This window comes from Streptomyces sp. NPDC126497, from assembly GCF_040302425.1.
Taxonomy (GTDB): Bacteria; Actinomycetota; Actinomycetes; order Streptomycetales; family Streptomycetaceae; genus Streptomyces.
Map to the genome: position 1 here is coordinate 16993 of NZ_JBEORT010000036.1, position 24041 is coordinate 41033.

Here is a 24041-nt window from a genome sequence, read left to right on the forward strand (position 1 = left end):
GGAGGCCCCCACCCGTGTGTTCGGCCGGTCAGCGACGCCGCTTGGCGTACATGACGCCGACGAAGACCATGGCTGCGACGAACATGCCGATGGCCAGGTAAGGAGACCACGACGGTCCGTCGGGCCGGTCGTTGGCGAGGTGGATCAGATCGAGCATGCGTGGCCTCCCAAGGGGTCAGAAGGTGTACTTGGCGGTACCCGAGCACTTGCCGGTGCTGCCGCCCGTGCCCACGCCCTCACTGCCGTCGGTGGCCACCGACACGTCGAACGGACCGAAGCCGCAGGCCACCTCGCCGGTCCATCCCTGGTCGGCCGATCCCGACGCGAGACTCGCGTCGACGCTGCCGCCGGGGGTGCCGACCCCGGCACTGACGTAGGGGTGGAGGCTGCCGTCCTCGTTGATGCTCACACCGGCGCCGCCGCAGACCCAGAAGCAGGCCTCGCCGCCGATGTCGAACGAGAGCAGGCCCTGGGGGTCGATGCGGTTGACGGGGTCGCCCTCGGCGTAGAGGTAGGGGTTCTTCTCCTGGCCGGAGGGGTCGGGGCTGGTGAAGCGGCCGATGTTCGGGTCGTAGTAGCGGGCGGAGAAGTGGTACAGGCCGGTCGGGTCCTGGTAGCCGCCGGCGAACCGGTACGGCTGGGGGACCTTCTCGGTGGTGGTGCTCCGCTCGACGCCGCGGGGGCTGTAGGCGTAGGTGTTGACCTTGGTGCCGGTCTCGTCGGCGAGCGCGACGACGGAGCCGATCGCGTCGGTGAGGTAGTAGTACGACTTGCCCCCGGTCGTCATGGAGTTCAACGTGCCCCCGGGTTCCCGGTTGAATCCCATGTCCACGCCGGCGGTGGTCTTGGCGGACAGGCCGAGCGGGCCGTTGTGGAAGAAGGTGTCGCCCAGCTTGATGCGCTCGCTCTGGTCGGTCGAGCCGTACTGGCCGGCGTAGGTCCTGCCGCCGACCGTGATCGACGTCATCTGGCTGTAGTCGGACCAGACTTCACCGGTGCGGGTGCCCTCGGGGGTGGAGGCCCCGGCGGTCTCGTTGCCGATCGGGTCGTAGGACCAGTTGGTGCTGCTGCCGTTCTTGGCGGTGATCTGCTGGGCGTCGTTGACGGTGTAGGTGGTGCCGCGCGGGCATCCCTGTTCCACGCCCTGGGAGGTGAGGTTGCCGGCCTGGTCGTAGCAGTACTGCCAGGAGGAGTTCAGCGTGGTGCCCTTCTCCTCCTTGGCGTAGGAGAAGCGGCCGGCGCCGTCGTAGGTGTAGGTGGTCCTCAGGCCGGTGACCGCGTCGGTGCGGGTGCGGATCCTGGCGCCGTCCGTGCCCGCGGCGGCGTACGAGTAGGTGAGGTCGACCAGGGTGCCCCGGGGCGAGGTCGCCTTGATCCTCTCCGGGCGGCTGGACCCGTCCGGGGTGACCTCCTGGACGGTGCCGCCGGGGTAGGTGGTCGTGGTGCGGAAGTCGTTGGCGTTGTACTCGTACGTGGTGGTCCTGCCGGTGGGGTCCTTCAGCGCGGTGAGCTTGTTGACCTCGTTCCAGGTGTAGTCCGTCACGCCGGACGGGTCCTGGTAGGTGTCGATGTTGCCGGCCGGGGTGTAGGTGATCCTGGTCTGCGAGCCGTTCTGCAGCGTGCGGACCGTCTCCCTGGACAGCGGGTCGAACGCGTACTTCGTGACCCCGGTGCCGTCGTCGCGCTGACGCAGGTTGCCGTCGCCGTCGTAGTGGTAGCGCACCGTGTCGTTGGTGGAGGACACCTCGACGATGCGGTCACGGTTGTCGTACGTGTAGACGGTCTTGACGCCGCGGCCGTCGGTGACCGTCTCCGGGCGGCCGAGCGCGTCGTAGGTGTAGGTGGTGTCGCCCAGCGGGGCGGGCGGGTCGACCTTGGACAGGTTGCCCTTGGCGTCGTAGTCGAACGACGTGGACACCGACCTGGTGGCCGACATGGTCGTGGTGACCTTGCAGACCTGGCCCTCGAAACCGTCACAGGTCGGGGTGGCCGGGTTGTAGTCGAAGGTCCGCTTGCCGCCGCCGGTACCCGTCACCGCGACGGACTTGGTGTTGCCCGCGGTGTCGTAGGTGTAGTCGGTCTTCTCCCCGTCGGCGCTGGTGAAGGTCCCGGGCAGGTCCGCGCCGGCGATGGTCTGGTACCCGGTCAGCGTCGCGGTCGCGCCGGTGGGCAGCCGGGCGGAGGTGGGGTTGTTGCGGGAGTCCCAGCCGTAGGCGGTGACGTTGCCCGCGCCTCCGCCCACGCCCATGGCGTCCTCGGCGGTGTCGATGTTGTGGTTGGCGTCGAACGTCCGCTTGCGCGTGTGGTTCAGCGCGTCGGTGACCTTGGTGACGCCGCCGTCGGCGTTGTGCTCGTACTTCGTCGCGTGCTGCTCCGGGTCGGTGACCGTCGTCGTGCCGGCCGCCGACGGGTCGGCGTTCGAGTAGGCGTAGGTGTACGTCGGCCCGGTGTGCCCCGCCGCCGCGTCGAACTCGGTGGCGCGCAGCATGGAGCGCACGCGGTTGTCGTCGTCGTAGGTGAAGACCGTGACCCGGCCTTCCGGGGTGGTGATCTTCGTCAGGCGGCGGGAGGAGTCGTAACCGAAGACGGTGGACTTGCCCTCGGTGTCGGTGGTCTTCGCCAGATCGCCGGCCGCGTTGAGGTCGAAGACGGCGGTGCGGCCGGTGTGGTCCTTGGCCTGCCACTGGTCGCCGTAGGTCTTGACCAGGTCGATCCAGCGGCCGGAGCGGGTCTCGGTGATCTTGAAGCCCTTGTGCTCCGAGCCCTCGTCGTGCTGGTCGACCCTGATGACGCCGTGGTTCTTGTCGGTGACCTCGGTCAGGGTGCCGTACTCGTCGTAGGTGTCCTTGGAGCCCGACTTGCGGTCGGTCAGCGTGTAGGTGCCGTCCGCGTTCTTCCTCAGGTCCTTGGAGTAGCCCTTGGGCGTGGTGAAGGTGCCGTCGGCGTTCTCCGTGAAGCTGACGGTGGCGCCGGTGGAGTCGTAGAGGATGACCTCGCCGGAGAAGAACCGGAGGTAGCGCTCGTACTCCTGCCACCAGCGCTGGGACACCTTGCCCCAGGGGGCGTCGAAGGAGTTGTACGTCCGCGCCAGGCGGAGTTTCTGGCCCACGCCGGCGATCTCGAAGTCGGTGGCGGCGAGCATCAGGTTGCCGGTGGAGAGGTTGATCCTCGCCACCAGGGAGTCGGTGATCCGGAAGTCCGAGATCTGGTGCCAGGGCACCGCGCCCTGGTCCTCGGGGACGTAGACCGTCGTCGCGGCGTCGGCCGCCGCCGACCGGGACGAGGCCGCCGGCTTCGGGGTCTCACCGGTGCGGGCGCGCTCCTTCTGTTCCGCCCGCCACGCGGCCTGCTCCTTCGTCGGCTCGGCCTCGGCCTCACCGGGGACCGGCTTGGTCTCGCCCACCTTCACCGGCGGCACGTCGAAGTCGGTCTTCCTGCCCCACGCCGACGTCGGCCCCGGATCCGCCGGCCCGGGTGCCGGCGCGGCGAACACCGGTGTGGCCGGAGCGATCAGGGCCAGCGCCGCCAGGGCCGCTACGAGCCCCTGACGCGAGGTTCTCCGGGCACGCCGGAACGGCGTACCCACGGCACGCGAGTGCATCAGCTTCCCCCCACAGGAAGTCAGAACCAGTGACCCCAGTGATCACCGGCGGCACACAAGTTGTCACAAGAAGCGCACACATCGGCGCGGCGTCCCCCCGAACGACTTGTGCATGCGGGCCGGAATCAGCCCCGCCGCTTCAGCGGAACAAATCGGGCTTCACGGTCTCGAGCGCCGCGCCGAACGGGCGGAACGAGTGGTTCCGTCATGGGCGGCGGGAGGCACCTTGGCCGAAATCCGTCGAGCTGTTCCTTCCGGCTGCGGGCCGGGAACGGCACCTGCGGGCGGAGGTTCCGGACCGCCCGGACCAGGGCCGACGCGGCCGGGGCGCCGGGTGTCCGGGGCGCCGGATGTCCGGGGCGCCGGGTGGAGGAGTCCCGCGTCACCGCCCCGGGCGGGCGACCGCGGGGGGCCGCGGCGGCCGGCTCGACGCGTCGGAAGGGTCCGAGGGGCCGCTCGCCGTGCCGGCGGGTGGGCGGCCCCTCGGTCCGGATCGGGGCCGGGGCGTGGCACACGCCGTGCGGGTGGCCGCCGGTCCGGCACGGATCCGTCTGGCGGGTGCGCCGACGGCTGCCCTAGCATGCGGCCGACGCGTGGGGCACGGTCGACGTACCGGGGGACGGATGCTTGCCGAGGAGTACGGGTACCAGGTGTCACCGCACCCCGCGGTGGACGCGCCCGGGGTGCGGGCGCAGCTGGAGCAGGTCAGGAGAGCCGCACGCCGCGGGGTCCTCTGGGCGGCCTCGTTCGTGCTCCTCCAGGTCCTGGTCCTCGGCGCGGTGTTCGGGACGGAGCTCCTTCCCTTCCTCGCCGTTCCGGCCGCCGTCGTCCTCGTGGCCGCCTGGGCGGGGATGACGAGGCTGGGCCCGAAACGGGTGGTGCGCATCCTGGAGGGCAACCGCTGGCAGGTGTGGCCGTGCCGGCTGGAGGAGGTCCCGGGGAAGTCGTCCGAGCGCCGCGTCGTGCTGCTGGCCCCGGACAGGAGCGTCGCGGCGTCCTTCCGGGGAGCCGTCCCCACCGACGTCCGGCTCGGGATGGCCGACGGCCGGGGGGTGCTGTGGTTCGCCGGTGACCTGCGCTTCCCGGCCGTCGCCGCCCTCCCCGGCGGCGCTCCCTTGTGGTACCTCACGCCGGAGACGCCGGAACAGCGGACACCGGATCCCTCGGGCGGTGGCGACGGCGGCTCGGTCCTCGACGACCTGATCTCCGAGGCCCGTTCGGCGGTCATCTGGAACATGCTGAACTGAAGCCGGCCCGCACCGCGGATCAGGGTGCGGCGGTGATGCGGGCGACCGCCTCGCGGGTCAGGGCGCGGTCGGAGGGGGTGTCGTCCAGGGCGCGGTGGAGGGTCAGGCCCTCGATGAGCGCGTCCAGTCGGCGGGCCGTGGGCGGAGGGAAGTGCTGCTCCAGGAGGGTGCGGCTGCGGCGCATCCAGCGGGCGCACAGGGCGCGGTAGGGCTCGTGGCGGGCGGCCAGGGTGTAGAGCTCCTGGGTGAGGATCAGGTCGCGGCGGGTGCCCTCGGAGAGGGTGTGGATCAGGTCGGTGACCGCCTCGCGGGCCTCGTCGGCGGTGACGGCGCCGCCGAGGTGCTGCTCGAAGACGCCCACCACGTGGTCGGCGTAGCCGGTGAAGGCCTGGAGCAGCAGGTCGTCGATGCCGGTGAAGTGGTACGTCATCGAGCCCAGGGGGACCCGGGCCCGTGCGGCGATCTTGCGGTGGGAGACGCCGGCGACGCCCTCCTCGGCGATCAGGTCGAGCGTCGCCGCGAGGATGCGTGCGCGGCGGTGGGGGTCGGTGTGTCCGGTGGCCATGCGGGCGGGGTCAGATCGTGCGGACCGGGCGGGCCGGGTTGCCGACGGCCACGACGTTCGCGGGGACGTCCTTGGTGACCACCGCGCCGGCGCCGATGACGGAGTTGTCGCCGATGGTGACGCCGGGACAGACGATCACGCCGCCGCCGAGCCAGACGTTGTCGCCGATGGTGATGGGCAGCGCGGCCTCGAGCTTGTCGCGGCGGAGCCGTGGCTCCACGGGGTGGGTGGGGGTGAGGAGCTGGACGTTCGGGCCGATCTGGCAGTCCTCGCCGATGGTGATCCGGGCGACGTCCAGGGCGGTCAGGTGGTAGTTGACGAAGGTGCGGGCGCCGATGCTGATGTTGCTGCCGTAGTCGACGTACAGCGGCGGGCGCACCTCGGCGCCTTCGCCCACCGAGGCGAGGAGCTCGGTCAGGATCGGCCTCGCCTCGGCGGGGTTCTCGGGGTAGAGGGCCTGGTAGCGGGCCGCGAGTCGCATCGCGTGCTGCTGGCGGCGGGCGATCTCCGGATCGTCGGCGATGTACAGGTCCCCCGCGAGCATGCGCTCGAGGTGGGTGCGCGGGTCGTCCGCGAAGTGGTCGTCCGTCGACATGCCCGCGATCGTACCCCTTGAGCGTACGATCGTACACTTCGGTCGTCGTGCGGCCGGGTCAGTCCAGGTCGCCGCGCTCGATGCAGAACTCGTTGCCCTCGGGGTCGAGCAGGGTGACCCAGCCCCCGCCGTCGGGGCGGGTGTGGTCGGCCAGTTGGCGGGCGCCGAGCCCGATGGCGCGGGCCACCTCCTGCGCGCGGGTGCGGCCGGTCGGCCTGAGGTCGAAGTGGAGGCGGTTCTTGACGGTCTTGCCCTCCGGCACGCGCACGAAGAGCAGGCCGGGCCCGCCGGACGGGTCCGCGATCAGGGCCTCCGGGTCGCCGGGCTTGTCGTCGTCGGCGAGCGGGTTGCCCAGCATCGCGCTCCAGAAGGTGGCGAGGTCGTAGGGGTCGCCGGTGCAGTCGAAGGTGACGTGGCGGATGACGGGGTTCAACGGTCCTCCGGGACGGGGTGCGGTTTCCGGCTCGCAGGATGGCGCACGGGGAGGGACGGCGTCGAACCATTTGGCGGGCGGTGACGGGGTTCCGGACACGCCCCGGCCCCGGACGCGGGTCCGGGGCCGGGGCGCGGGCGGGAGGGGGCGGACGCCGCCCGGCCGTCACGCCGGGGACAGCTCCGCCCGGCCGAAGAGCAGGGCGTAGCCCGGCGGCAGCTGGGCCAGGAGGCGGGTCACCAGGGCGTCGCCGACCAGGCCGGGCAGGACGCTCAGGACCGAGCTGACGTCCCAGCGGGCGGTCGCCGGGGTCGCGCCCTCGATGCGGGCGGCCACCGAGTCCACGAACTCCGCGGCGGTCAGGCCGCGGGTCACCGGGATCTGCGAGGCGACCACTCTCGCCGCCTCCTCGGGCAGGGCGCGGGCCAGGTCGACGCGTTCGTCGCCGACGACGTGACCGCCGAGGGCGGAGAGGACGATCCGGGTGACGCTCTCCGCCTCCGACCGCGTCGGGTACTGGCCCGACTCCCTGACGGCGTCGATCAGTTGGTGCCAGCTGTCGTCCCGGGGCGCGGCGGCCGGGGCCGGGATGCCCCCGGCCGGCTTCGAGGTCGCGGGCTTCTGCGGTGTCAGCGTGGTCATCCGGTGCTTCTCTCCTTCTCCGGTTCTCCAGTGCCCCGGTCTCCGGTTCTCCAGTGCCCCGGTTCTTCCCGGGCATGTGCCGCCCGCCGGGCCGGATGTGCGTGGGGGCGCGTCCCGCGGACCGTCCGGGTCCGCGGGACGCGCGGGGTGCGGGGGTCAGCCGCCGATCTGCTTGCGGCTGTCGCCGCCGGTGATCTGGATGCGGCGCGGCTTGGCCTGTTCGGCGACCGGGATGCGCAGGGTCAGGACACCGGACTCGTACGAGGCGTCGATGCGCTCGGTGTCCAGGGTGTCGCCGAGGAACAGCTGGCGGGTGAAGGTGCCGGTGGGGCGCTCGGCGACCACGGTCTCCGCGCCCTCGGGCGCCGGGGAGCGGCGCTCGGCGCGCACGTTGAGGACGTTGCGCTCGACGTCGAGCTCGATCGTCTCGGGGTCGATGCCGGGGAGGTCGAAGTGGACGATGAAGTCGTCCCCCGCCCGGTAGGCGTCCATCGGCATCGCCGCGGGACGGCCGTTGGAGGTGGTGCCGAAGACCTGCTGCGCGAGGCGGTCGAATTCGCGGAACGGGTCGGTGCGCATGAGCATCACGGGTCATCTCCTTCCGTGGGTGTCATCTGCGATGCCCTTACGGTCTTGCCTTCTTATATAGCTCGGAGGAGGAAAGTTGACAAGCCGGGACTCAGGTTGTGTCGCACGACCGGACGCGGTCCTGGTCACGGGCGTGGACGCGGGCGCGGACCCCGCCACGGCCTCGCGCGGGTCCGGGCGCGGGGGTCGTCTTCCGGAGCGCTAGCCTCGGAGTCCGGACGACCCGGCCCGACGGGCCGGCGCAGCGGCAGGAGGCAGCAGGCATGGCGAAGGTTCCCAGTTCGGTGGTGGCCGCGGGCGGACTCGTCGGGGGGTACGGCGTGGCCCGCTGGACCCGGAAGCGTCAGCTGGGCGGTGTCGTGCTCGCCGCCGCCGGGGCCGCCGCCGCGCAGCAGTGGCGGGAGCGGGCCGGGAGCGGGGCGGCGGGGGCGCTGTCGGTGGCGTACGTCGCCGCGTTCGCCGGGTCGCACCCGCTGGCGAAGAAGGTGGGCGCCTGGCCCGCCGTGTTCGGCGTGGCGGGGGCCGTGGCGCTCGCCTCGTGGGCGGTGGCGGACCGGCGGGGCTGAGACGCCGGTCCGGCCACCGGCCCGTCCCCGTCGGGAGCGGTGCGTCGGCACGTTCACCGCTCGGCCGTTCGGGTCACGGGCGCGGAAGCGGCGCACCGCCCGCCCGTGCACCGCGTCGGCGTCCTGTGGGGCGGGCGGGTTCGCGCGGGTGCGTGGAGTCCGGCTCCGTCACGCCGTCGCCGGTTCCGAGCCGCCCGCGTCCGTACGGGCCTTGTCCTTCGCCTTCGGCGCGGCGGCGAGCGGTTCGGCGATGTCCTCCAGGGAGCGGCGTTCCGCGTTCACCGCGAGGAAGGCCGCGACCAGGCCCGCCGCGCACATCAGGCCGGCGCCGATCTGGAAGGCGAGGACCGTGTCGCCGACCACGCCCGTCTCCGTGAGCTTCGCGAACAGCAGCGGCCCGCTGATGCCGCCGGCGGCGGTGCCGAGGGCGTAGAAGAAGGCGATGGACATCGCGCGGGTCTCCATCGGGAAGACCTCGGAGACCGTCAGGTACGCGCTGCTCGCGCCGGCCGAGGCGAAGAAGAGGACCGCGCACCAGCAGGCGGTGAGGGTCGTCGCGCCGAGCGAGCCCCGGTCGAAGAGCCAGGCGGTGCCGAACAGCAGGACGCCCGAGAGCAGGTAGGTGCCGGAGATCATGATCCGGCGGCCCACCGTGTCGAAGAGCTTGCCGAGCAGCAGCGGGCCCATGAAGTTGCCGACCGCGATCACCGCGAAGTAGTAGCCGGTGCTGCCGGACGGCACGTCGAAGAAGGTGGTCAGGATCGCGCCGAAGCCGAAGGTGATGGCGTTGTAGAGGAACGCCTGGCCGATGAAGAGGGAGAAGCCGAGGACGGAGCGCCTGCGGTACTTGGCGAAGACGGTGCGGGCGATCTCGGTGAACGTGACGTTCCCGCGCTGGTGGATGGTCAGCTCGCCCTCGGCGCGGGGCAGCGGCTCGTTCCGCTCGGCCTCGACCTGCCGCTCGATGTCGCCGACGATGCGTTCCGCCTCCTCGTCGCGGCCGTGGATCAGCAGCCAGCGCGGGCTCTCGGGGACGTGCCGGCGTACCAGGAGGATGACCAGGGAGAGGACGGCGCCGAGGGCGAAGGTGAGGCGCCAGCCGACGTTCGCCGGGAAGAGGTCGGTGTTCAGGGCCAGGATCGACAGCAGGGAGCCGCCGACCGCGCCCAGCCAGAAACTGCCGTTGATCATCAGGTCGACGCGGCCGCGGTACTTCGCCGGGATCAGTTCGTCGACCGCGGAGTTGATGGCCGCGTACTCGCCGCCGATGCCGAAGCCGGTGAGGAAGCGGAAGAGGAAGAACCACCAGGTGTCGAAGGCGATCGCGGTGAGGGCGGTGGCGCCGAGGTAGACCGCGAGGGTGACCATGAAGAGCTTCTTGCGGCCCCAGACGTCGGTCAGGCGGCCCCAGAAGAGGGCGCCCGCGCAGGCGCCGGCCACGTAGAGGGCGGCGGCGATGCCGGTGACCTCGCCGGAGCTGATGGGCAGTCCGCTGCCCGGCTCGGAGAGGCGGCTGGCGATGTTGCCGACGACCGTGACCTCCAGGCCGTCGAGGATCCACACGGTGCCGAGACCGAGGACGACGGTCCAGTGCCAGCGGGACCACGGGAGGCGGTCCAGGCGGGCGGGGATGCTGGTGGTGATGGTGCGTCCGGGCTCGGACTGCGCGGTGGTCATGGGCTCCCTCCCTGGCGAAGCGAACCTCCGTATGCCCCCGGGTGGGGGTTCTCACGCCCCGGCGTGAAAGGGCGGGCGGGGCCTGTGGGGCTTCTCGGGGTGCGGTGCGGCGTCCCTGCGGGTGCGTGGGGGGTCGGTCGCGCGGTTCCCCGCGCCCCTGGAGGGCGTGGCGGGCGGGAAGGCGAGGGGACGGGGGGACCCGCGGTGGGGCCGTTCCCCGGGGGCGCGGGGAACCGCGCGACCCGCCACTGCGCGCCCGCGGCGGCGCGCCCCGTGGCCCTCGGCCGGCTGCGTGGCGCGGTGCGGCATGCCGGACCGCGCTACGCCCCCAGGGCCTGGGACAGGGTGTGGATCAGCAGGCCCGCCAGGGAGCCGACCACCGTGCCGTTGATGCGGATGAACTGGAGGTCGCGGCCGATGTTGGCCTCGATCTTCTTCGTGGTGTGCTCGGCGTCCCAGCTCGCCACCGTGTCCGTGATCAGGGAGGTGATCTCCTTGCGGTAGGTGGTGACCACGTACACCGCGGCGCTCTCCAGCCAGCCGTCGACCTTGCCCTGCACCTTGGGGTCGAGCGACATGCGGGCGCCCAGGGAGAGCAGCGAGGCGCGCACCCGCAGCCGCAGTTCGCTGCGCTCGTCCTCCGCCGCCGAGACGATCATGGAGCGTACGGCCGTCCACACGGAGGCGATCAGGTCCTGCACCTCGCTGCGGCCGATGATCTCGTTCTTGAGGCGTTCGACGCGGGCGCGGGTGTCGCTGTCGGACTGCAGGTCGGAGGCGAAGTCGGTGAGGAAGCGGTCGAGGGCGCCGCGCGCGGGGTGGGTGGGCATGTCGCGCATCTCGGTGACGAAGCGCAGCAGCTCCTTGTAGACGCGCTCGCCGACCTTGCGGTCCACGAACTTGGGGGTCCAGCCGGGCGCGCCGCCGTGGACGGCGTCCATCACGGTGTCGCTGTGCAGCACCAGCCAGTCGTGCCCGCGGGTGACGATGACGTCCACGGCGCGTTTGTGGCCGCCGTCGGCGACGATCCGCTCCAGCATCTTGCCCATGCCGGGCGCGATCTCCTGGGCCTCGGCACGGCGGGTGATGGCCTCGCCGACCACCGCCTGGACGTCGGAGTCGCGCAGCACGGTCAGCGCCCCGCGCAGGGCCGCCGACAGCTCGGCGGTCACCCGGTCGGCGTGCTCGGGGACGGCGAGCCAGGCGCCGAGCCGGCTGCCGATGCCGACGGCGCGCAGCCGCTGCCGCACGACGGCCTCGGAGAGGAAGTTCTCCCCGACGAACTCGCCGAGGGAGACGCCGAGCTGGTCCTTCTTGGTGGGGATGATCGCGGTGTGCGGGATGCGCAGGCCCAGGGGGTGGCGGAAGAGGGCGGTGACGGCGAACCAGTCGGCGAGCGCGCCGACCATGCCGGCCTCGGCCGCCGCGGCGACGTAGTCCGCCCAGGGGCCCGCACCCCGGTGGGAGGCCCAGGTGGTGAGGACGTAGACGACGGCGACGAACAGCAGCAGTCCGGTGGCGGTGAGCTTCATCCGGCGCACTCCGCGCCGCTTCTCCTCGTCCGCGGGGCTGAACGTGTTCATGGCGCGGTTGGTGAAGGCGCCGGCGCGGGCGGGCCGCCCTTCGGCCTCCCGGCCGCCGGTTTCCACCGTTTCTTCCGTTTCGGTCCGTTCCATCCGCTCCCGCCCGTCCGGTGATCCCTCACACATTGTCCCTTCCCGACCGACTCCTGGAACGTGGAAGGAGTTCCCGGCGTCTGTCCGGTGGGGGTTCGTCCCGGGGGTCGCCCAAGGGTCCCGCTTACCGGCCTACCCCTCCCATGGATCATCATGGGTTCGTCGGATCGGAGCATCGGGCTCCCGCCTCCCGAGGAGAACAGAACAGCATGACCCGGGGTCGTGACGCGGGCGCGAAGACGCCCCCGGCCAAGCAGCGCACCCTGCTCGCCGCGGTCGTCGCCGCGGTCCTGGCGGTCTGCGCCGCCCTGTACGTCGGTGTCGGAGCCGACGGCGGCACGCGGGAGCACGGCCCTTCGGCCGGTGGCCGCGGCGTGCACGACAACCCGGCCGCGCCCGCCTCCGCCGCCACCTGGGTCACCTCCTGGGCCGCCTCCCCGGTCGGGGGCGAGCCCGGCACCGAGATGACGGGGCTCGCGGGCCGCTCGGTGCGCAACGTCGTCCACACCAGCGCCGGCGGTACGAGTGCCCGCGTCACGCTGTCCAACCTCTACGGCCAGTCCCCGCTGACCGTCACGCACGCCTCCGTCGCCGTGTCGGCCGACCCGGACACCGCGGCGGCGCTCGCGGGGACCGTGCGGCCGCTGACCTTCGCCGGGAACCCGGCGGTGGTCGTCCCGGCGGGCGAGCAGGTGACGAGCGACGCGGTGCGCATCGCCGTCCCGCGCGACGGGGACGTGCTGGTCACGACGTACTCCCCCACCCCGTCCGGGCCGGTCACCCGGCACCCGCACGCGCGCCAGATCTCGTACGTCGCCGACGGCGAGCACACCCGGGACGCGACGGGGACGGCGTACACCGGGCGGAGCAAGGCCTGGCGGTACGTGACCGCGCTGGACGTGCTGAGCGACGAGGCGGACGGCACGGTCGTGGCCCTCGGGGACTCGCTGACCGACGGCGTCACCTCGACGACCGGGGCGAACAACCGGTGGCCGGACGTCCTGTCCGACCGGCTGCGGTCGGCCGTCGGGGCCGGGCGGGACGTGCCGCGGTACAGCGTCGTCAACGAGGGGATCAGCGGGAACCGGATCCTCGCCGACGGACTGGGGCGGCCCGCCGAGAACCCCAGCGGGCTGAACCGGTTCGAGCGGGACGTGCTGGGACGGGCCGACGTCGAGGTCGTGGTCGTCGCGCTCGGGATCAACGACATCCTGCGGCAGCCGGGGACGGCCGACCCGGACCGGATCCTGGGCGGCCTGAACACGCTGGTCGAGCGGGCCCACGCGCGGGGGCTGAAGGTCGTGGGGGCGACGCTGATGCCGTTTGGGGGGCACCGCGGGTACACCGACGCGCGCGAGGCCGTGCGGCAGCGGATCAACGCGGAGATCCGGGCGGGGCGGGTGTTCGACGCGGTCGTCGACTTCGACGAGGCGCTGCGGGATCCGTACGATCCGCGGCGGTTCCGGGCGGAGTACGACTCCGGGGACCATCTGCACCCGAGTGACCGGGGGTACACCCGGATGGCGGAGGAGTTCGACCCGGACGATCTGAAGGGCGGGGCTCCGGCGCGGCTGTAGGGGGCCGGGGGGTGTTTTCGCCCCCGCCGCCCCGTCCCGTCCCCGGGGGCGCTGCCCCCGGACCCCCGCTCCTCGGACGCCGGAGGGGCTGAGTTCAGCCGGAGGGGCTGGGACGGCTCAGCGGTCGTCGGAGCCCTCCGGTTCGCGGCGGCGCTGTTCCCTGCGCTCCAGCTTCTCCCTGCGGCGTTCCTCGCGCAGGCGCTGCTTCTCCGCCCGGGGGAGCTTGCGGTCGACACCGACGCCGCCCCAGAAGGCGAAGCCCGTGACGATCACGCGCGGGGCGCCCGGTTCGCCCGGCACGCCCTCCTCGCGGTGGTCGAAGCCGCCCATGACGCCGATGCCGCGCACGACGACCTCGACGCCGGGCGGGACGATCACCTCCACCCCGCCCATGATCGCGACCGCGTTGATGACGACCTCGCGGTCCGCGAAGTACGCCTCCCGCAGATCGATCTCGCCGCCGCCCCAGAAGGCGAAGCAGTTGAAGCGGCGCGGCGCCGTCCAGCGGCCCCTGCGCTGGAAGCCCGACATGACCGCCACGGCCCACGACGACGTCCCCGCGTCGTCGCCACCGACGATCCTGCTCCCCCAACCGCCCTCCCGCGCCGGCTCCTTGGCCAGGGACACGGCCGGTGCGGCCGCCCCCGGGTCCGGCAGGTCGCGGGTGATCGGCGTCAGTTCCCCGTAGGTGCGCGCCTTGTACGTCGCGTCCAGCCGCTCCTCGAACTCCCCCATGTCGAGGCGGCCCTCCGCGAGGGCGTCCCGCAGGATCTCGGCGACCCGTTCACGGTCGGCGTCGGAGGCGCGGAGGTCGGGGAGGGGTGCGTCTTCGGTCATGGTCAGCAGCCTACGAGTTGTCCGCGCCGCACGGCTACGAGAGGACCCGCACCGGCTACGAGAGGACCCGCCCCGGCTACGGGAGGACCCGCCCGGCCCGCTCCGGCGGGGGCTCGGAGGCGTCCCCGGGGGAACGCAGCATCCGGGCGATCACCGCCTCGATGTCCGGCTCCCGCACCGACAGGTCCACCAGCGGGTACCGGGCCGCGACCCGCGCCACCAGCTCGGCCGCCGACGCCGACGCCGGGAACGCCAGCCACTGCCGCGGCCCCTCCACCCGCACCACCCGCGCCGGCGCGGGCGCCTCGATCGGCGGCAGCTCCCGCTCCAGGTCCACCACCAGCGTCCGCTCGCTCTCCCCCGCCCCGTGCAGCCCGGCGAGCGGACCGTCGTACACCATCCGGCCGCGGTCGATGACCATCACCCGGGAGCACAACTGCTCGATGTCCTGCAGGTCGTGCGTGGTCAGCAGCACCGTCGTGGCCCGCTCGGCGTTCAACTGCCGCAGGAAGTCCCGCACCCTGGCCTTGGAGACGACGTCCAGGCCGATCGTCGGCTCGTCCAGGTACAGCACCTCCGGGTCGTGCAGCAGCGCCGCCGCGACGTCCCCGCGCATCCGCTGGCCGAGCGAGAGCTGCCGCACCGGCACGTCCAGCAGCTCGCCCAGGTCGAGGAGTTCGGTCAGCCGGCCCAGGTTCTCCCGGTAGCGGGCGTCCGGGATCCGGTACATCCGGTGCATCAGCCTGTACGAGTCGATCAGCGGCAGGTCCCACCACAGCGTCGTGCGCTGCCCGAACACCACCCCGATCCGGTGCGCCAGCCGCGTCCGCTCACGGGACGGGTCGATCCCGGCGACCCGCACCCGGCCGCCGCTCGGCGTGAGGATCCCCGTCAGCATCTTGACCGTCGTCGACTTCCCGGCGCCGTTCGGACCGATGTAGCCGACCATCTCGCCCCGCGCCACCGTGAAGGAGATCGAGTCGACCGCCCGCACCCGGTGCCGCTCCCGCCGCATGAAACCGGTCTTCCTGCGCACGTCGAAGACCTTCTCCACGCCCTCGACCTCGATGAAAGCGTCCGTCACCGCTAACTCCCCGTACTCCGGTACGACCTGAGACCCGTCCGCCACGCCAGCCCCGCCAGCACACAACAGCCCACCGCCACCAGCGGCGACACGAACGCCGCCCACCCCGGCAGCCCCACCGGGTACGGCCGCTCCAGCACGTACGCGGCGGGCACCCAGTTGACGAAGGCCAGCGGCAGCAGGAACGTCACCCCGCGCACCAGCTCCTTCCCGAACACGCTCGGCGGATACTGCAGCAGCGTGCTCCCGCCGTACGTGAACGCGTTCTGCACCTCCGCCGCGTCCTGCGCGAAGACCTGGAACGCCGCACCCGCCACGAACACCGCCGAGAAGATCGCCGCGCCGCTCACCACCATCACCGGCACCAGCAGCACCTTCACCGCACTCCAGTCGACGTCCACCGAGGCCAGCGCCCAGCCCAGCACCACCGCCCCCTGCGTGACCCGGCCCAGCCGGCGCACCGCGAAACGGTCCGCGCCCACCTGCGCCAGCACCGGCACCGGACGCACCAGCAGCACGTCGAACGAACCGTCCCGCATCCGCCCGCCCAGCACGTCCATCGAACCCAGCAGCAGATCGGCGATCCCGAACGACGTCGCCGACAGCCCGTACAGCAGGGCGATCTCCGGCAGCGACCAGCCGCCCAGCGAGTCCACCTGCGCGAACATCAGCAGGATCCCCGCGAAGTCCAGCCCGGTCACCAGCAGGTTCCCGACCACCATGAAGACGAAGGACGCCCGGTAGGTCATGCCCGACCGCACCCACATCCCGGCGATCAGCCCGTAGGCCCGCACCCCCTCCACGAACACACCGCGCTCACCCACCCTGCACCACCACCCGCCGCGTCGCCGCCGACTGCACCAGCCGCCCCGCCGCCAGCAGCACCACCGCCCACGCCGCCTGGAACGCGAACGCCCCCCACACGTCCGTCTCCCCCATCAGCACGTCCGCCGGCACCTGCAGCTGCGCCGCCCACGGCAGCACCCGCACGACGTCACCGAGCCCGCCCGGGAAGGCGTTCAACGGCAGCACCATGCCCGAGAAGAACACCCCCGTGATCATCAGCACCTGGCTCACCCCCCTGCCGTCCATCAGCCAGAACACCCCCAGCGCCGCCAGGTAGCGGATCGCGAAACTCACCACCGCCGCCAGCAGCAGCGTCACCGCGAACGCCGCCCACGCGGCCGCCTCCGCCGGCAGCGCCACCCGGAAGAACAGCGACCCCACCACGAACGGCACCACCCCCCGCCCCAGCAGCTGGAACGCCGCCCGCCCCACGTCCCCCGCCAGCCACCACAGCTGCAGGTCCACCGGCCGGTACAGGTCCACGGCGATCTCACCCGTACGGATGCGCTCCATCAGATCCTTCTCCGCGCCACCGCCCTGGATCGCCAGCGTCGCGAAGAGGCACTGCCCCAGCCACACGTACGTGACCGCCTGCGCCTGGTCGTACCCGCCCAGCCCCGGCCGCTCCTCCCACAGCGCCAGGTACGTGTACACGAGGATCAGCCCGAACACCGTGTTGGTGAACACCCCGGCCGCCGTCGCCACCCGGTACGACGCGTACCGCCGGAAACCCCCCACCGTCACGGCCAGGTACAACCGCGCCGCACCCACGTCCCGCCCCTCCCCCCGCCTCCGGCACCGAAGCGCAGGAGCCTAGTGCGCCCACCACATCCCCCGCCACGCGATTTCGTTGAGGCCATGTGTGTGACAAGCCGCGCGCCCGCGCCACGCGCGGCGTCAGCGGGGACGCGCCACCGGATGGGACAGTCTTGAATAAGAGGCACACACCACGCCGCAGTGGAACGAACCAGGCGAAACAGGAGCCCGAGCACGACATGAGCGACGAGCCGCAGCCGCAGCAGCCCCGAAAGGGCCGGGCACCGAACAAGCCCCGGGCGGCCGCCGCCCCCGAGGACAGGACACCGGGCAGACCCCCGCGCACCGGCCGGCGCCGCCTGGTCCCCACCCGGCGCACCCTGCTCGTCGGCCTCCTCGCCACCGCCGCACTCGTCGTCGGCGGCTTCCTCCTCGGCTACCACCTCGTGGGGATCCCCGCCGCCAACGCCCTCGCCACCCAGCAGGCCAACGTCTACCTCTACGCCGACGGCTCCGTCATCGCCCGCGACGGCGAGGTCAACCGGGAGAACGTCACCCTCTCCCAGATCTCGAAGGACGCCCAGCACGCCGTCCTCGCCGCCGAGGACCGCGACTTCTACACCGAGTCCGCCATCGACCCCCAGGCCATGATCCGCGCCGCCTGGAACACCGCCACCGGCAAGGGCAAACAGTCCGGCTCCACCATCACCCAGCAGTACGTGAAGAACTACTACCTGCGCCAGGAACAGACCGTCACCCGCAAGGTGAAGGAGTTCTTCATCTCCATCAAGCTCGACCGCGAACAGAGCAAGGACCAGATCCTCGAGGGCTACCTCAACACCAGCTTCTTCGGCCGCGGCGCCTACGGCATCCAGTCCGCCGCCCACGCCTACTACGGCATCGACGCCTCCGAACTCGACGCCGCCCGCGCCGCCTACCTCGCCGCCCTCGTCAACGCCCCCAGCCAGTACGACGTCATCACCCACCCCGAGAACCGCGACACCGTCGAACGCCGCTGGAACTACGTCCTCGACGGCATGGTCGACGAAGGCTGGCTCGACGCCGCCGAACGCGACCGCCTGACCTTCCCCGTGCCCCAGCGCACCACCGTCTCCACCAGCCTGTCCGGACAGCGCGGCTACATCGTCAACATCGTCAAGAACCACCTGGTCCAGAACGACGTCGTCGACGAGGCCGCCCTCGACACCGGCGGCCACCGCATCACCACCACCCTGCAGAAGGACAAGCAGGACGCCTTCGTCGACGCCGTCAACGACAACCTCATGGACCGGCTCGACAAGGAGAACCGCAAGGTCGACACCTACGTCCGCGCCGGCGGCGCCTCCATCGACGTCAAGACCGGCAAGATCGTCGCCCTGTACAACGGCATCGACTACGTCAAGCAGTACACCCCCAACGCCACCCGCCGGGACTTCCAGGTCGGCTCCAGCTTCAAACCCTTCGTCTTCACCGCCGCCGTCGAGAACGGCTCCCGCACCCAGGACGGCCGCCCCATCACCCCCAACACCGTCTACGACGGCACCAGCGAACGCCCCGTCCAGGGCTGGCCCGGCGACCGCTACGCCCCCGAGAACGAGGACCACCGCGACTACGGCGACATCACCGTCCGCGAAGCCACCGACAAGTCCGTCAACGCCGTCTACGCCCAGATGGCCGCCGACGTCGGCCCCGACAAGGTCCGCCGCACCGCCATCGACCTCGGCCTGTCCGAGAACACCCCCAGCCTCGACGACGCCGGCCCCTCCATCGCCCTCGGCGTCGCCACCGCCAGCGTCCTCGACATGGCCGAGGCCTACGCCACCCTCGCCAACCACGGCAAACACAGCGACCCCACCCTGATCGAGAAGATCACCAGGAACGGGCGCACCGTCGACCTGCCCGAACGCCACACCCGCCAGGCCGTCAGCCGCCAGGCCGCCGACACCACCACCTCCGTCCTGCGCGGCGTCGTCGAGAGCGGCACCGCCACCGCCGCCCAGACCGCCGGACGCCCCGCCGCCGGCAAGACCGGCACCGCCGAGGAGGACACCGCCGCCTGGTTCGCCGGCTACACCCCCGACCTCGCCACCGTCGTCGCCGTCATGGGCCAGGACCCCGTCACCGCCGGCCACAAACCCCTCTACGGCGCCATGGGCCTGCCCCGCGTCAACGGCGGCGGCGCCCCCGCCGAGATCTGGGGCCAGTACACCCGCGAAGCCCTCGAGGGCACACCCACCACCCCCTTCACCCTCCGCCTCCAGCCCGGCGCCTGGAAGACCCAGCCGCCCCCCGGCGCCTCCAGCACCGGCCCCTCCTCGACCGGCGCCCCCGAGAACGACAGCGGCGGCACCGGCAGCCAGGCACCCGACGGGACCGGGACCGACGACGAACCCACCGGCCAGGAAGAACCGCAACCGTCCCGGGAACGGACCGACGGCACCACCGCAGGCGGCGACACCGGGGACGACGACGGAACGACCGACGGCCCGGACACCACGGACGGCACCGGCGACGACGACACCAACGGGGACCGCACCCCCGGCCCGGGCGGCCTCACCGGCGCCCTCACCCAGAACGGCCGGTGGACCTAGGGCCTTTCGTTTGGATCAGGTCGGCCGCGACCGACGGTGCGTCGTGGCCGACCCGAGCGGGGCTTGGTGCGTGCAGATGCAAGGCGGAGGAGGGCGCCAACGCGGAGCGTCGGCAACTGACGACAACGCGGCAGATGCGCGTGCCAAGCCCCGCGACGCCGACATGATCCAAACGAGAGGCCCCAGCCCCCGGGCGCTCCGCCGCCCTCAGTGCCCGGACGTCGCCTTCAGCCCCACCACGGCCACCAGCAGCAGACAGATGAAGAAGATCCGCGCCGCCGTCACCGGCTCGCCCAGCACCAGCATGCCCAGCACCGCCGCCCCGGCCGCACCGATCCCCACCCACACCCCGTACGCCGTACCGATCGGCAGCGTACGGGCCGCGTACGACAGCAACAGCATGCTCGTCACGATCCCCGCACCGGTCAGCAGACTCGGCACCAGCCGGGTGAAACCATCGGTGTACTTCATCCCCACCGACCAGCCGACCTCCAGCAGACCGGCGACGACGAGCAGAACCCAGGCCATGACAGGCACCTCCGGGACACGAACGGAAACGGGGGTGCGTCGTCTTTGCCTTCACCCCGGTACGGCGCGTCTCGTCGGGACCCTCACGGGACCCACCAGCCTAGCCCCGAAACGGGAAAAGGGCCGGTGACCACGGTCACCGGCCCTCCCCCACCAACGAACTACAGGTACAAACCGGTCGAATCCTCGGACCCCTCGAAACGGTCCGCGGCCACGGCGTGCAGATCGCGCTCCCGCATCAGCACGTACGCCGTCCCCCGCACCTCGACCTCCGCCCGGTCCTCCGGATCGAACAGCACCCGGTCACCCGGCTCCACGGTCCGTACGTTCTGCCCCACCGCGACCACCTCGGCCCAGGCCAGCCGACGGCCCACGGCCGCCGTCGCGGGAATCAGGATGCCGCCCCCCGAACGCCGCTCGCCCTCCCCCGTCTCCTGCCGCACGAGCACGCGATCGTGCAGCATCCGGATGGGCAGCTTGTCGTCCTGGGAACCCTGCTCGTTTCTCTTGGCGCTCACGTCCAGAAACCTACCTGCAATCGCCGCGAACGGGGACGGGAGGGGCCACGGTCAGCGCCCGCGCCGACGGGACCCCAGGGCCAGCAGCCCCACGACCCCCACCACCAGCACCGCCACCGGGACCACCCGCTCCAGCCGGGGCGCCCCCTCCTCGTCCACGAACTGCGCCTTCACCTCGCTCACCACACCGTTCACCCGGACGTACGCCCGCCCCAGCGTGTGATCGACGTGCGAGACGACCCGGGCCCTGGCGTCCCCCACGATCGTCTTCGGATGCACCCGCACCCCGATCTCGTCCAGGGTCTCGGCCAGCACCGCACGGCGGCGCTCGATGTCCGCCTCGATCTGCGCCGGGGTCCTGGTGTCCGCCGTGTCCGCCACCGTGCCGCCTCCGAAATCCACTGATGCCCGTATTGCCTGTGCCGGACAGTCTGTCAGCTCCACGCCGCCGCGCACGGTCAGGACCCCCGGTTACCCTCGATCCCGGCACCCGATCCACGCAGCGCGCACGCACGAGGAGACCAGACGATGAGCGACCGCCTCCAGCCCGGTGACGAGGCCCCCGCCTTCACCCTGCCCGACGCCGACGGCAACGAGGTGTCCCTGGCCGACCACAGGGGCCGCAAGGTCATCGTCTACTTCTACCCCGCCGCCCTCACCCCCGGCTGCACCAAGCAGGCCTGCGACTTCACCGACAACCTGGAGTTGCTGGCCGGCGCCGGCTACGACGTCATCGGCATCTCCCCCGACAAGCCGGAGAAGCTCGCCAGGTTCCGCGAGACGGAGTCGCTGAAGGTCACCCTCCTCGCCGACGAGGACAAGAAGGTCCTCGAGGCGTACGGCGCCTTCGGCGAGAAGAAGAACTACGGCAGGACCTACCTGGGCGTCATCCGCTCCACGATCGTCGTCGACGAGGAGGGCAAGGTCGAACGCGCCCTCTACAACGTCCGGGCGACGGGCCACGTGGCCAAGATCATCAAGGACCTGGGCATCTGACCCCGCCCACCTGCGGAACGGCCCGTACCGGATTGCCGGTACGGGCCGTTCCGTTTTTCGCACGTGACTGTCCGATATCCGGTTCGTTACTCCGTACGAGGCCACGAACGGGCGGCCGGGAGGCGGAGGGGGTCCGATGGGGGCCAGTGCGTACACCAAGGAGCGGCTGGAAGAGGCGGCTCGGGGAGCGCGGACGTTGACGGAGGCGTTGGTGCGGTTGGGGGTGGATCCGAGGAGTTCGACACGACGGTACGTGCTCGGACGGATGAAGAAGCTCGGGGTCGACACATCGCACTTCCAGCGTGAGGGGGTGAAGTGGACTCGGGAACTGCTCCAGGAAGCGGTCTCGGCCTCGACGAACATGTGCGAGGTGCTACGGCATCTCGGGCTGGAAGTGGTCGGCGGTCACCATACGCACATCAGCCGTCGCATCAAGGCATACGGCATCGACATGTCGCACTTCCAGATGCCGACACGACGGGACAAGCCATGGCGCCCGCGGACACCAGAAGGCTTGCTGGTCGAGCAACCACTCACGCATGCCCGACGCATCCCGAGCGACCGGCTCAAGTGGGCAATGACGGCCTTGGGTGTCCCGGAGCAATGCGCCCTCTGCGGTACCGGCAACTCCTGGCGAGGACGTCCGCTCTCCTTGGAGGTCGACCACGTGGATGGCAACTGGCGGGACAACCGCATCGACAACCTGCGATTCCTCTGCCCCAACTGCCACTCGACAACGGACACTTACCGAGGACGCGGCAAGGGACGTGCCACCCGATGAGTAGTGGCGTGAGGTACACCCGCGATCGACTGGCAGAGGCTGCTGCGCAGTGCTCCAACCTCGAGGAGGTGATCGCCTTTCTCGGCACCCAGCCTTACGGGCACCTCCGCAGGTACCTCACGAAGCGGTTCGCTCACTTCGGGATCGACATCTCGCATTTCGGCCTTTCCGGCAGTCCTCCACAGCCCACCATCGAAGAACTGCGTACGGCAGTCGCCGAGTCCGTGTCGATCGCGGCGACACTTCGTCGGCTGGGGCGCCCTGACAACGGCACGCAGCGTGCCCTCCTGCGTCAGTGGGTCGCCGAGGAGAACATCTCGACGACGCACTTTCTGGGGCAGGCCCATCAACGTGGCAAGCCCGGTACAACCCCCCTCAGGGCCCCCGAGGACATCCTGGTCAAGCATGACGGCAAACGCCGGACGAGGACCGCGCTCCTGCGTCGGGCGCTCTCCGAAGTCGGCGTGCCGCATGAGTGCGCCGAGTGCGGTACGGGGCCCGAGTGGCTCGGCAAAACGATGACCCTGGAGGTCGATCACATCAACGGGGACTGGAGCGACGACCGGCGCGAGAATCTGCGGTTGCTGTGTCCCAACTGCCACGCGATTACCAGCACCTGGTGCAGAGGAGGCCGGCCTAGGCGAACAGTCCGAGACCGGTAGCATGGCGGCAACGCGGCCGTGGCGAAATAGGCAGTACGCGCGGGCCTTAGAAGCCCGTGGGCGAAAGCCCGTGTGGGTTCGAATCCCACCGGCCGCACCGCCCCCCACCTTTGAAACAAAGGCGGGGGGCGTCTTCGTGAATCAGCCCAACAGCTCCCGCACCACCGGCACCAGGGCCCGGAACGCCTTGCCGCGGTGGCTGATGGCGTTCTTCTCGGCCGCCGTCAGTTCCGCGCAGGTGCGGGTCTCGCCCTCCGGCTGGAGGATCGGGTCGTAGCCGAAGCCGCCGGTGCCCGCCGGGGTGTGGCGGAGGGTGCCCGTCAGGCGGCCCTCGACCACGCGTTCCGTGCCGTCGGGGAGGGCCAGGGCCGCCGCGCAGGCGAAGTGGGCGCCGCGGTGTTCGTCGGCGATGTCGGAGAGCTGGGCGAGGAGGAGGTCGAGGTTGGCCTTGTCGTCGCCGTGGCGGCCGGCCCAGCGGGCGGAGAAGATGCCGGGGGCGCCGCCCAGGACGTCGACGCAGAGGCCGGAGTCGTCGGCGACGGCGGGGAGGCCGGTGGCCCGGGCCAGGGCGTGGGCCTTGAGGAGGGCGTTCTCGGCGAAGGTGACGCCGGTTTCCTTGACGTCGGGGACGTCGGGGTAGGCGTCTGCGCCGACGAGTTCGTGGGGCAGGCCCGCGTCGGCGAGGATCGCGTGGAGTTCGGTGATCTTTCCGGCGTTGCGGGTGGCGAGGATCAGGCGGGTCATGGGCCCAGTATCCCCGGGCCCGTGAGCCGCTCGCCCGTTACGGTGTGCAGACCTTGGTGAGTTCGCCGGCCGCGTCGGTGACGGGGCTGATGTCGGGGGTCTCGTCGCCGTTCTCGATGGAGGTGCGGACGTTCTGCACGGCCTTCTCGAGGTCGTCGACGGCCTTGCCGACGTCGGCGTTGTCGGTCTTGTCGCCGAGGTCGGTGAGGTTCTTGTCTATGGACTCGAGGGATTCCTCGAGCTGGGTGACGTCGTTGCCGGCGTTCTCGACGGCCTGCTGCATGTCGGTGACGCTGTCGGCGACGGCGTCGGCGGTCTGGACGCAGTCCAGTGCCTTGTCGACGGCGTCGCAGCCGGTGGTGAGTCCGGCGGTCAGCGCGACGGCCGCCAGGGTGGCGGCGACGGCTGTGGTGCGGCGTCGGCGGCTTGCGGCCATGGATCGGTCCCTCCCCTGTGTCGGGCCGGTGGGCGGCCCTGGTCGTTGGCCGGGCGCCCGGGGTCGATCCGTGCGCCCGTACTCCTTCAGACGCG

25 protein-coding genes, 1 tRNA gene and 1 riboswitch are annotated in these 24041 nt (G+C 71.7%); of the genes, 8 read left to right on the forward strand and 18 right to left on the reverse strand.

All coding sequences use genetic code 11. From position 1 onward, the window contains the following. Positions 1 to 28: 28 nt before the first annotated feature. Positions 29 to 157: a hypothetical protein gene (locus ABTY20_RS17255; RefSeq protein ID WP_351997843.1), complete on the reverse strand. Its 129-nt coding sequence runs from the start codon at positions 155 to 157 to the stop codon at positions 29 to 31. A gap of 18 nt (positions 158 to 175) precedes the next feature. Continuing rightward, positions 176 to 3601: an RHS repeat-associated core domain-containing protein gene (locus ABTY20_RS17260; RefSeq protein WP_351997844.1), complete on the reverse strand. Its 3426-nt coding sequence runs from the start codon at positions 3599 to 3601 to the stop codon at positions 176 to 178. 623 nt (positions 3602 to 4224) lie between these two features. Between ABTY20_RS17260 and ABTY20_RS17265 the strand changes: the two genes are divergently transcribed. Further along, positions 4225 to 4848 (forward strand): hypothetical protein, encoded by a 624-nt coding sequence (locus ABTY20_RS17265; RefSeq protein ID WP_351997845.1) that lies wholly within the window; start codon positions 4225 to 4227, stop codon positions 4846 to 4848. Positions 4849 to 4867: 19 nt separating this feature from the next. Here the strand turns inward: ABTY20_RS17265 and ABTY20_RS17270 are convergent, their stop codons facing one another. From ABTY20_RS17270 to ABTY20_RS17290, 5 genes are all read right to left on the reverse strand, one after another. Further along, positions 4868 to 5413 (reverse strand): TetR/AcrR family transcriptional regulator, encoded by a 546-nt coding sequence (locus ABTY20_RS17270; protein WP_351997846.1) that lies wholly within the window; start codon positions 5411 to 5413, stop codon positions 4868 to 4870. Positions 5414 to 5423: 10 nt separating this feature from the next. Further along, positions 5424 to 6008, reverse strand: a complete 585-nt coding sequence (locus ABTY20_RS17275; protein ID WP_351997847.1) for a sugar O-acetyltransferase — start codon at positions 6006 to 6008, stop codon at positions 5424 to 5426. Positions 6009 to 6066: 58 nt separating this feature from the next. After that, positions 6067 to 6441 carry a VOC family protein gene (locus ABTY20_RS17280; RefSeq protein ID WP_351997848.1) on the reverse strand — a complete coding sequence of 125 codons (375 nt, stop codon included), beginning with the start codon at positions 6439 to 6441 and terminating at the stop codon, positions 6067 to 6069. A 165-nt stretch (positions 6442 to 6606) separates the two neighbouring features. Then, entirely contained in the window at positions 6607 to 7083 is a 477-nt protein-coding gene (locus tag ABTY20_RS17285) for a DUF2267 domain-containing protein (RefSeq protein ID WP_351997849.1), read from the reverse strand. 156 nt (positions 7084 to 7239) lie between these two features. Then, entirely contained in the window at positions 7240 to 7668 is a 429-nt protein-coding gene (locus tag ABTY20_RS17290; protein WP_351997850.1) for an Hsp20/alpha crystallin family protein, read from the reverse strand. Positions 7669 to 7934: 266 nt separating this feature from the next. Here ABTY20_RS17290 and ABTY20_RS17295 point away from each other — a divergent pair, with 266 nt between their 5' ends. Next, positions 7935 to 8237, forward strand: a complete 303-nt coding sequence (locus tag ABTY20_RS17295) for a hypothetical protein (protein WP_351997851.1) — start codon at positions 7935 to 7937, stop codon at positions 8235 to 8237. 168 nt (positions 8238 to 8405) lie between these two features. Here the strand turns inward: ABTY20_RS17295 and ABTY20_RS17300 are convergent, their stop codons facing one another. After that, a complete protein-coding gene (locus ABTY20_RS17300; protein ID WP_351997852.1) occupies positions 8406 to 9914 on the reverse strand; it encodes an MFS transporter in 1509 nt (502 codons plus the stop codon). A gap of 320 nt (positions 9915 to 10234) precedes the next feature. Continuing rightward, positions 10235 to 11590, reverse strand: a complete 1356-nt coding sequence (locus tag ABTY20_RS17305) for a DUF445 domain-containing protein (protein ID WP_502991825.1) — start codon at positions 11588 to 11590, stop codon at positions 10235 to 10237. A 209-nt stretch (positions 11591 to 11799) separates the two neighbouring features. Between ABTY20_RS17305 and ABTY20_RS17310 the strand changes: the two genes are divergently transcribed. Then, complete coding sequence (locus ABTY20_RS17310) at positions 11800 to 13167, forward strand: SGNH/GDSL hydrolase family protein (protein WP_351997854.1); 1368 nt, start codon at positions 11800 to 11802, stop codon at positions 13165 to 13167. Between the two features lie 117 nt (positions 13168 to 13284). Here the strand turns inward: ABTY20_RS17310 and ABTY20_RS17315 are convergent, their stop codons facing one another. From ABTY20_RS17315 to ABTY20_RS17330, 4 genes are all read right to left on the reverse strand, one after another. Continuing rightward, complete coding sequence (locus ABTY20_RS17315; protein WP_351997855.1) at positions 13285 to 14004, reverse strand: DUF1707 SHOCT-like domain-containing protein; 720 nt, start codon at positions 14002 to 14004, stop codon at positions 13285 to 13287. A gap of 76 nt (positions 14005 to 14080) precedes the next feature. Then, the gene (locus ABTY20_RS17320; protein WP_351997856.1) at positions 14081 to 15088 is read right to left on the reverse strand and encodes an ABC transporter ATP-binding protein; all 1008 of its coding nucleotides are present in this window, start codon (positions 15086 to 15088) and stop codon (positions 14081 to 14083) included. A 2-nt stretch (positions 15089 to 15090) separates the two neighbouring features. Continuing rightward, complete coding sequence (locus ABTY20_RS17325; protein ID WP_351997883.1) at positions 15091 to 15855, reverse strand: ABC transporter permease; 765 nt, start codon at positions 15853 to 15855, stop codon at positions 15091 to 15093. 49 nt (positions 15856 to 15904) lie between these two features. Further along, positions 15905 to 16705 carry an ABC transporter permease gene (locus tag ABTY20_RS17330; protein WP_351997857.1) on the reverse strand — a complete coding sequence of 267 codons (801 nt, stop codon included), beginning with the start codon at positions 16703 to 16705 and terminating at the stop codon, positions 15905 to 15907. A gap of 224 nt (positions 16706 to 16929) precedes the next feature. Between ABTY20_RS17330 and ABTY20_RS17335 the strand changes: the two genes are divergently transcribed. Then, positions 16930 to 19281, forward strand: coding sequence for a transglycosylase domain-containing protein (locus tag ABTY20_RS17335; RefSeq protein ID WP_351997858.1), 2352 nt, complete (start codon positions 16930 to 16932; stop codon positions 19279 to 19281). A 207-nt stretch (positions 19282 to 19488) separates the two neighbouring features. Here the strand turns inward: ABTY20_RS17335 and ABTY20_RS17340 are convergent, their stop codons facing one another. The 3 genes from ABTY20_RS17340 to ABTY20_RS17350 all read right to left on the reverse strand — a co-directional run bounded on the left by ABTY20_RS17340 (position 19489) and on the right by ABTY20_RS17350 (position 20708). Beyond that, entirely contained in the window at positions 19489 to 19809 is a 321-nt protein-coding gene (locus ABTY20_RS17340; protein WP_030825380.1) for a DMT family transporter, read from the reverse strand. A gap of 33 nt (positions 19810 to 19842) precedes the next feature. After that, positions 19843 to 19904: riboswitch (guanidine-III (ykkC-III) riboswitch) on the reverse strand. Between the two features lie 66 nt (positions 19905 to 19970). After that, a complete protein-coding gene (locus ABTY20_RS17345; RefSeq protein WP_351997859.1) occupies positions 19971 to 20327 on the reverse strand; it encodes a GroES family chaperonin in 357 nt (118 codons plus the stop codon). Positions 20328 to 20378: 51 nt separating this feature from the next. After that, positions 20379 to 20708 (reverse strand): DUF3618 domain-containing protein, encoded by a 330-nt coding sequence (locus ABTY20_RS17350; RefSeq protein ID WP_351997860.1) that lies wholly within the window; start codon positions 20706 to 20708, stop codon positions 20379 to 20381. 147 nt (positions 20709 to 20855) lie between these two features. Between ABTY20_RS17350 and bcp the strand changes: the two genes are divergently transcribed. From bcp to ABTY20_RS17370, 4 genes are all read left to right on the forward strand, one after another. Further along, entirely contained in the window at positions 20856 to 21323 is a 468-nt protein-coding gene (bcp, locus tag ABTY20_RS17355) for a thioredoxin-dependent thiol peroxidase (RefSeq protein ID WP_351997861.1), read from the forward strand. A 136-nt stretch (positions 21324 to 21459) separates the two neighbouring features. Next, entirely contained in the window at positions 21460 to 22104 is a 645-nt protein-coding gene (locus tag ABTY20_RS17360; RefSeq protein ID WP_351997862.1) for an HNH endonuclease signature motif containing protein, read from the forward strand. Further along, entirely contained in the window at positions 22101 to 22766 is a 666-nt protein-coding gene (locus ABTY20_RS17365) for an HNH endonuclease (protein ID WP_351997863.1), read from the forward strand. The genes ABTY20_RS17360 and ABTY20_RS17365 overlap by 4 nt, the downstream gene beginning before the upstream one ends. Positions 22767 to 22778: 12 nt before the next feature. Beyond that, positions 22779 to 22863: transfer RNA gene (locus ABTY20_RS17370), tRNA-Leu, on the forward strand. Positions 22864 to 22907: 44 nt separating this feature from the next. On the opposite strand, the gene rdgB is transcribed toward ABTY20_RS17370, so the two are convergent. Together rdgB and ABTY20_RS17380 are read right to left on the reverse strand one after the other, a co-directional pair. Next, complete coding sequence (gene rdgB, locus ABTY20_RS17375; RefSeq protein WP_351997864.1) at positions 22908 to 23510, reverse strand: RdgB/HAM1 family non-canonical purine NTP pyrophosphatase; 603 nt, start codon at positions 23508 to 23510, stop codon at positions 22908 to 22910. A gap of 37 nt (positions 23511 to 23547) precedes the next feature. Next, positions 23548 to 23946, reverse strand: coding sequence for a hypothetical protein (locus tag ABTY20_RS17380; protein WP_351997865.1), 399 nt, complete (start codon positions 23944 to 23946; stop codon positions 23548 to 23550). Positions 23947 to 24041: the final 95 nt, after the last annotated feature.